We start from the raw sequence: 7,413 nt of genomic DNA, 5'->3' as shown, positions 1-7,413 counted from the left end.
TAAGTGCTCGGGATAAACAAGATAGTAAGCACTTTTGCTAAGCAATCTATGGGGCCAGGCAAGCTTTAATCGACCTGCTTCCAGTTCTTCATCTACGGTAAAATGAGGAACCAACGCTACTCCCCCCCCCTGCCATTGCGGTTCGCACAAGCATCGGAAAGGTCTCAAAGCGAGTACCGTGATAACTGCGATCAGTAATAATCTCTTGGACGGAAAACCAATGGTGCCAGGCATCAGGCCGGGTCGAAAGGTGGAGCAAAGGCAATTGAGTTAAATCGCCGACTGTGTGAATAGAACACTGATACAGTAGTTCTGGAGAGGCAACCGCGACCATTTCTTCATCTATAAGTTTATGACACGCAAGACCTGGTCAACTACCATGGCCATAAAAAAATGCGACATCGATGTCTTCTTGTTCAAGATTAAAGTCTTTTACCCGGTCATGAAACTCCAAACTAATATTTGGGTTAGATGATAAAAAAGCCGGCAATTTTTTTGCGAGCCAACGGCTACCGAAACTAGGCAATGTAGCAATCTTTAGAACTTCGCTATTTCCGCTGTACGTCATAATGGCGTGAGCCGACATTTCAATCTGAGTCAGCACTTTACGCACGTCACTTAAAAACATGGCTCCTTCTGGTGTAAGCAACAAACTACGTCGCACCCGTCGAAATAATTTATGTTGCAAAGCAGTTTCAAGATGAGCTACCTGCTTGCTAACAGCACTTTGAGTGAGGTTTAACTCGTCTGCTGCCCGAGTAAAGCTCATATGACGGGCAGCCGCTTCGAAGCACTGCATGGCAGCTGTTGAAGGAAGATTGCGTGATACCAAGCCAAAAGCTCCTGATAACCTGTAAGCCACCCCGGTGCACAAACACCGGGGGCAATAAGGCTTTCATAATGATTCAAGAAGGTAAGCGTTCATTCCATGGCGTAGTTGACTTATTTCACGTCACGAAGAGGTCGTAGCAGCCCCGGCGAGACCTTGTACTGTTTCATGCCGTCGTCTTCGGCCAGCACGATCACGCTCTTGCGGTTGATCTTGGTAACGATCCCAACCTTCGGTCCCTCCCGGCCATTGAAGGTCACTTTCGACCCCACTCGCAATTGACTCAGCGCCTGTATGTTTTCTTGGTCTTGCAGTTGATCAATTCGCCGGCAGATGACCCTGTTCATTTCCAGCAATTGGTCGATGCTCATGTCTTCAATGCGCATGGCTTACAGGCTCCGGTTGGCTTGTCTGTCGGGATGGCGTGGATCCACCAGAGATCTCAGCGGCTTGTCCGCGAACCGCAATTTCCAGAGCCTTGGCGTTAAGTCCGCCACCTGACTGGCCGGGTGTTGGCTGATGCGTTGCAGCACGTCCACCAGGTAGGTGTACGGATTCAGGTCGTGCAGTTTGCAGGTGGTGATCAGGCTCTGGATGATCCCCAGGTGTTCGGCACCGAGTTCGGTCCAGCAAAAAAGCCAATTTTTTCGATTATGGAAGTGTTTCCATAATCGAAATTATCCGAGGTTGTGAGTTATGGAAGGTTTCTCAAAGAAGCCGTTTAAAATCGCTTCCTTTTCACCGCCGTAATCCACTCCCTGCACTGAATTGCCTTTCATAATAACCGGTGCTGTCGTGGTGACTCCACCCTGATCAGGAAGGAGAGTCACCATGATTGCGTCTGTTCATTCATTGTCGCCACTGGCATGCCAATGGTTCGCCGATTCACCGCTCAGCACGAGTGCCTATGCGTATCTTTGTTACCTCCATAAGCGTGGTTATGCGGCAGGGATCATCAAGGAATATTTCAATGGTATTGAGCATTTAGCGCACTGGTTGAAGGCACAGGAAGCCGATCTTACCGGTATCGGTGACCACCCACGAATATGTCGAAGCGGATTTGGCGATGAAGAACCGGGCATTGAAAATGCCTCCCCGCTCCGCCCCAAGCATCGGCGCGATACCGCCCGTCGGACAGTGTTTTACAGTTTTGCAGAGCTTATAGTTATGTAAGATTCAGAGGATCAACTCACCTTGGTGCAGTACAGGGCAGATGCTGCTAAGTACTTCAACTGCAAAACAAATCAGTATCTATCCTGACCGACTTTAAAATGCCTGATGAGCACATCCTTACATAACTAAGGACCGAGGATAATTTCGACCAAGTGGGATGGGCCGTAAGGCCCGCTCCAGATGGTTGGTGTCCGGCTGTACGTCGGGATCTTCCAGGAACACGTTTAGGCTCGCTTCACGATTGAGCGCGTAGTTCAGGGCTTTGGTGAGCGGGTCACTGGGCAGCAGGCCACCGCATTCCAGCTGATCCCGACACCACTGGAAGAAGTGGCTAACCACGGGTTGTGAGTACTCCAATCGGTATTGGCGCTTCTTCTCGCCGGTTAGCCCTTTGGTTTTGATGGTCTCTTCGTTGCTATACAGCTTTGCGATGCGTTGCAGGGCCTCGGTGGCCTGCTCCGGATGATCCTTCTGGGCTTCGACGAAGTAGCGGCGATTGTGATCCTTATGCGGAGCTCCGCATAAGGATCATTATCCCAAGTCGATTTTTATCCGGAGTGTAGCCTGAGAATCCCAGTGTTCATGCGGCCGTGGGGCGGTCTTTTGACGGGATAAAATTACCAACTTCTACAGCGACGCCAAGAAGGCGAGCAAGTCAGCGCTTGGCTGCCACGGCTTTGCATTTGTCGGTTCGATACCGGCGCGTTTCCAAAAGGCTTCGAGTGCTTCTCGTTTCATCTGTAAGTTGGTGGTGAGATAGCGACTGGTGGTGGCGATACTGGCGTGACCGAGATAATCGCGGATGACGGTAACGTCGACACCAGACTGCAACAGTGCGACCGCGCAACTGTGGCGAAGCACATGCGGGGTGATTTTTCGGCGCTGTAAGGTAGGGGCTGTCGGGATCGCGGCTACTACATATTTTTGAAGCAGATAGGCCGCGCCGTCGCGCGTCAATGGCTGGCCCTGTCGATTCACAAAGACAAATGCCCCTGGCGCGCCATCGCGTACAGTAGGCAGGCGCAGAAGTGCCTGAGCAGTATCGCGCCACAGCGGGCAGAGCCGATCCTTTTTGCCCTTGCCGTGGAGGCGAACCTGCCGGGGTGGTGTCAGATGCAGTCTGCACACAAACGGTCAGGCCTCGCTGATGCGTGCGCCCGTATTATAAAGAAACAGCATAACCCATATCCCGTTGGCCGAGCACGGTACGACAGTCAGGCTGGTCAAGGATGGCATGTACCTCCGCCGCTTCCAGATAGGTTGCCAGGTTTTGCTGGCACTTCTTCGCAGGCAAGGCCAAAATCCTCTGATACTGCTCGGCATGTGGAAGGTCAACGCGGATCAGATGCTTGCAGAAACTGCGAATCGCTGCGCGTCGGCAGTTACGCGTCGCAATCGAGTTGGCACGATCCGATTCCAACTGGGTCAAAAAGGCGGCCACCGCATCGACGTGCAGATCGTTCAGTCGCAGGTTGGCAACGGTGCTGTCCTTGGTGTCCGCGAGGTAAATGAAAAGCAGTCGTAGGGTATCTCGATACGCGCGCACGGTGTGCGCGCTGGCACCTCGCAATCGCTGTAAATAGTCGCGGAAGAAGCTCTCAACGCAAGCCAATAGCGGATCTTCGGGCGCTCTGCTCATGACGTTTTATCGACGTGGTGCCAGTGTCGGGCGAAACGTTCACTGGCCAAGCGCATCAGTTCCGGCGTAGCCCTCAGATACACTTGCGTGCCGAGCACGTCGACATGCCCCATATAGGCGGAGAGCCAAGGCAGCCGGGCATGGATATCAACGCCCTCGTGATACCAGGCGGTCAACCGGTGGACGGCGAAGGCATGTCGGAACTCATAGGGTCGCGGTCCTGTCCGACCTCTGGCAGGCTTGAGTCCTTCCCGACGAAGCAGCCGACGAATGGCCTCTGACGCGGCCTTCACCGGTAGCGCTTGGCCGCTATTGCGCAGCAAAAGTGCTCCGGGATCAGCGGTTGCTATTGCTTCCAGAATGCGCCGGCGTAGCCGCAGACAATCGTTTAACTCGTGGGCCAGATCATCAAGAAACGGTACAATCCGGGACCTTCCTTTGCTCTCCCGGACAAGAAAGCACCGCTGTTCCAGATCGATATCGGACAGCTGCAATCGGGCGGCCTCCCCAAGTCGCAGGCCGGTACAATAGAGTATCAGCAACAACATTCGCAGCATGCCGGCACAGAGATGTCGGGTATCATGAGCGCTGGCTGCGGTGATGAGATGGACGATCTGGTCCTGGGTGAAAATATACGGTAGAAAGGTCGACGCCTTTATGGGTGCCCAGTCCTGTTCGGGCACAAAGCTGGCCGGATCCCGACGGCGGCGATACAGGCAGAGTTGGCGGATGACACCAAACTCCAGCCCCACGCTGACCGGCTGCCGATGTGGGTTACGCGATAACCACTCATGCAATACAGCGTCGAAAGGCACCTTGGCATGTAAACCGGCCCGATGCTCGACAGCGCGCTGAAAGCTCTTCAGCGCAAGCTCACTGCGTTGGTATGAATGCCCCATCGCACGCTTGAAAGCGACAAAATGGACGATGTCTTCGGCGAGTTCGGCCGCGCAGATAAGCGTCATTTGGGAACCGGCAGAGGCAGTTGGCGTAAGTGCTTGGTGTCAATGCGCAGATAGGCGGAAAGCGACGCTGGTGATCGATGACCGAGAATGTCGCTTATTACCTTGGGTGAGGTCTCTAGCTCCATCTGCCGGCATGCATGTGTATGGCGCAGTACATGGCTACCCAAGTACGCGGCCGTAACGCCAGCAGTCCGGGCGTACCCAACGAGCATATGCCGTACCGCTGAAGACGCGCTCAAGGGGTAATGGGGTGCTCTCATTGACAGGAATAAATGTCGTGTTGGTGTCCGACGGGGCCGCCCACGCTTAAGGTAGCTGACCAATGCGCGGGCAAGTGCCGGCAACAGTGGCAGTGCGAAGGCAACACCGGTCTTTGGTCGTACGACATGCAAGGTGGCGGCTTGCCAACCGATATCGTCGAGCGTCAGACGGATCACCTCGCCAGCCCCCAAGCCGTAACAGCTCATCAACAAGAGTACCGTATAGTCGCGCAACCCGACGGGCGTCTTGCGATCAATGGCTGACAGGATGCGGAGGACATCCGCCCACGGTAGCGCCCGCAGTGGCTGCTCGTAGCGGCGTATAACAGGGGTTACGACGAATGACGCAAGATCATTGGGTAACTGTCCGGTGGTCAGCAGAAAGCGCAAATAGCGGCGCAGGCTACAGCCAATGTCAGCTGTGGTCGTGCGGGCATAGCGCTTACTGCACGCCATCAGAAATGCATCGATATCCGTTAGCAAAAGGTCTTGCAACGACCGATGCCGGGCACCCATAAAGGCCAAAAAATAACGTATATGGGCCAGTTTCTTCTTAATGGTCCCTTCCGGGTTACCGCGGTGTTGGCGTAAATGTTCGGCAAAAGCCTTTAGTTGGGGCTCGGGTTGAAAAGTACCGTTCATCCTGGCTTGCCACGGAGGGACCTCAACGCCTAAGGCGCTTAATCCAAATGCCCAGGCCCGCAAGGCAGACTGCGCTCTCTGGCTAGCACACTCCGTATCGACCCGCCGTTGTCGTGCGTACCACTGGGCAAAGACGGTTACGCCGACCTGCGTCAGTTGCTCATTGGGACTTAGGGCTTCAGCCATGCAGTAATGGTGAAAACGGCGTATCCAGTAGAGATACTGATCAATCGAAGCCCGCTTGAGGCTGCGGTTGTCTCGCCATACGCCCTGAACCTTGGCTAATTGGGTCTCGAAATCGGGTACCACTTGCTTGCTGTGCACCGTTCATCTCCGGCAGTTGCCTTAATGCTCCGGTGACAACATTAATACCAGTCCCTGGGCGGGTCTGCCCCAGAGTTGTGTTGGATGCGTTTTAAGTGCGGGCTTCGTGGGGCGAACCCTAAGGGCGCGGGTAACCTTGGCAGATAAACGGCGAGCGTGGTACGCAGCGCCATCAAAACACCGGTTCCCCGTAGTCTCCCTTGGAATGACGTGAGACTTGGCTGGCAGTCGCGAAACAATACCGGTGCGGCCTGCAAAGCACCGACCAATGCGCCTCGTACCAGATAAGTCCGGAGGCGGATCCATCGAGCGGCACTGGGTAAGGAGATATCATCGGGACGCAGCGTATTCGCCGCAGCTTCGACACTGCTGGCGTACTCGGCATGCAGAACAACCCGTTCCAATGCCACGAGCGTGCCGGGCAGACGAGAGGCCAGACAATCTGGCAAAAGGCTGAACGTGCGATGGCCCTTCGGGCAGTACCAGCGAGGTATCCGTGTACCAGTAGGCGTTACCCGGGAGTATGTGCCGTGTCGAGAAAAGGAACAGCCACCTTGCGGATGTAGCGGGCAACTTGGCAATCTCGCCATGCGCCACCCTTGAGTTGCCACATAGGCTTCGCCTGAAAGGGATGTCTCGAATCGGAGCTGCATCTGAGACCTGCACCATGGAATGTTGACAGGTATTTTATCCCGAGAAACAAAGCTGTACAGCGCCCATAAGCCCTGCGATCCCTCATTATACTCCACATAAAAATCGACTTGGGATAATGTACCCAGCATTGGGCGTGGGTGATGTTCGGTTGCTGCTGGGCATATCGAGCATAGGCCGCATAGCCATCGCTGATCAGGGTGCCGCTGAACTGGTCGTTCAGCACCTGTTCAATATGGGCACGTCCGCGGCTGTTGGAGTAGGTGAACACCACTTCGTCGGCATCGCCGTAGAGCGGCCAGAACCAGCCGGATTCATCTTGCCTCTTTGTGGCCCGGCCCTGATGGCCGGACTTTACGGCGTCTCGTCCATGGCCAGCACTCGGCTGCGCAGCACGCTTTGGGTTTGAGCATCCACAATGGGCCGCAGCAGAGCAATGGCCCGCTTGACCAGATTGGTCAGAGTGCTGCGACTGAGGGTAATACCGGCTTGCTGGAGTCGCTGATGCTGGCGATACAGCGGTAGATGGAACTGGAACTTGTCCACCATCAGCCCGGCCAGCAGGCTGACATCGGCCACGCTGTTGTCCAGCACATTGAACGGTGCGGGTGTGGTGATCGGCTTGTTGTCGCCTTTGCGTCGGAACACCGGGCGCTCAAGCTTGAGCACCACGTAACTGGCGGCCCGCTGGGCCAACCGGTAAGTGGTCTTGGTACCGATGATGTCGTATTGATCGGCGTCCGGCCCGGTCAGCTCCGGAGGCAGCGTCTCAATCACTTCCACCGGCACGTCGTCGTTAAAGCGCAGGCCGGTGTCGTTCAGGCAGTCGTCGTCCCGTTGTTTCTTGCCCGAGCCACGCTGATACGCCTGAACGACACGTTTCTCATCCTCAGGCGGCGCTGAGACAACGGCTTGATCCGATGAGAACAG

The 7,413-nt window shown here is 55.2% G+C and carries 10 protein-coding genes and 2 pseudogenes; 1 reads left to right on the top strand and 11 read right to left on the bottom strand.

All coding sequences use genetic code 11. From position 1 onward, the window contains the following. Window positions 1–88: 88 nt before the first annotated feature. From MELB17_RS26620 to MELB17_RS24320, 4 genes and pseudogenes are all read right to left on the bottom strand, one after another. The gene (locus MELB17_RS26620) at window positions 89–334 is read right to left on the bottom strand and encodes a hypothetical protein (protein WP_413540306.1); all 246 of its coding nucleotides are present in this window, start codon (window positions 332–334) and stop codon (window positions 89–91) included. A gap of 36 nt (window positions 335–370) precedes the next feature. Next, the gene (locus MELB17_RS25255; protein ID WP_198136543.1) at window positions 371–832 is read right to left on the bottom strand and encodes a LysR family transcriptional regulator; all 462 of its coding nucleotides are present in this window, start codon (window positions 830–832) and stop codon (window positions 371–373) included. A 110-nt stretch (window positions 833–942) separates the two neighbouring features. Next, complete coding sequence (locus MELB17_RS22765) at window positions 943–1,215, bottom strand: hypothetical protein (RefSeq protein WP_007350239.1); 273 nt, start codon at window positions 1,213–1,215, stop codon at window positions 943–945. 3 nt (window positions 1,216–1,218) lie between these two features. Further along, a pseudogene (locus MELB17_RS24320) lies at window positions 1,219–1,479 on the bottom strand (transposase domain-containing protein); the annotation flags it as partial. Between the two features lie 181 nt (window positions 1,480–1,660). Here MELB17_RS24320 and MELB17_RS22760 point away from each other — a divergent pair. Beyond that, entirely contained in the window at window positions 1,661–2,002 is a 342-nt protein-coding gene (locus MELB17_RS22760; RefSeq protein WP_007350236.1) for a hypothetical protein, read from the top strand. A 144-nt stretch (window positions 2,003–2,146) separates the two neighbouring features. Here the strand turns inward: MELB17_RS22760 and MELB17_RS24840 are convergent. The 7 genes and pseudogenes from MELB17_RS24840 to MELB17_RS22730 all read right to left on the bottom strand — a co-directional run. Beyond that, window positions 2,147–2,503: pseudogene (locus tag MELB17_RS24840) on the bottom strand (IS66 family transposase); the annotation flags it as partial. 126 nt (window positions 2,504–2,629) lie between these two features. Next, window positions 2,630–3,130, bottom strand: coding sequence for a tyrosine-type recombinase/integrase (locus tag MELB17_RS25990; protein ID WP_007352698.1), 501 nt, complete (start codon window positions 3,128–3,130; stop codon window positions 2,630–2,632). A gap of 34 nt (window positions 3,131–3,164) precedes the next feature. Then, window positions 3,165–3,641, bottom strand: coding sequence for a tyrosine-type recombinase/integrase (locus tag MELB17_RS25985; RefSeq protein WP_007352697.1), 477 nt, complete (start codon window positions 3,639–3,641; stop codon window positions 3,165–3,167). Then, window positions 3,638–4,606: a tyrosine-type recombinase/integrase gene (locus MELB17_RS22745; protein WP_007351422.1), complete on the bottom strand. Its 969-nt coding sequence runs from the start codon at window positions 4,604–4,606 to the stop codon at window positions 3,638–3,640. Before MELB17_RS22745 ends, MELB17_RS25985 begins: the two co-directional genes overlap by 4 nt. Beyond that, on the bottom strand, window positions 4,603–5,832 hold the full coding sequence (locus tag MELB17_RS22740; protein WP_007351423.1) for a tyrosine-type recombinase/integrase: 1,230 nt from the start codon (window positions 5,830–5,832) through the stop codon (window positions 4,603–4,605). Before MELB17_RS22740 ends, MELB17_RS22745 begins: the two co-directional genes overlap by 4 nt. Before the next feature lie 511 nt (window positions 5,833–6,343). Beyond that, a complete protein-coding gene (locus MELB17_RS26615; RefSeq protein WP_413540307.1) occupies window positions 6,344–6,754 on the bottom strand; it encodes an IS66 family transposase in 411 nt (136 codons plus the stop codon). Between the two features lie 83 nt (window positions 6,755–6,837). After that, the coding region (locus tag MELB17_RS22730; RefSeq protein WP_413540305.1) for an IS66 family transposase at window positions 6,838–7,413 on the bottom strand (576 nt) is incomplete at its 5' end.

Origin of the sequence: Marinobacter sp. ELB17, assembly GCF_000169375.1 — a bacterium.
Lineage (GTDB): Bacteria > Pseudomonadota > Gammaproteobacteria > Pseudomonadales > Oleiphilaceae > Marinobacter.
Note: the sequence above shows the minus strand (reverse complement) of the source record. Positions and strands in the feature narration are given on the sequence as shown.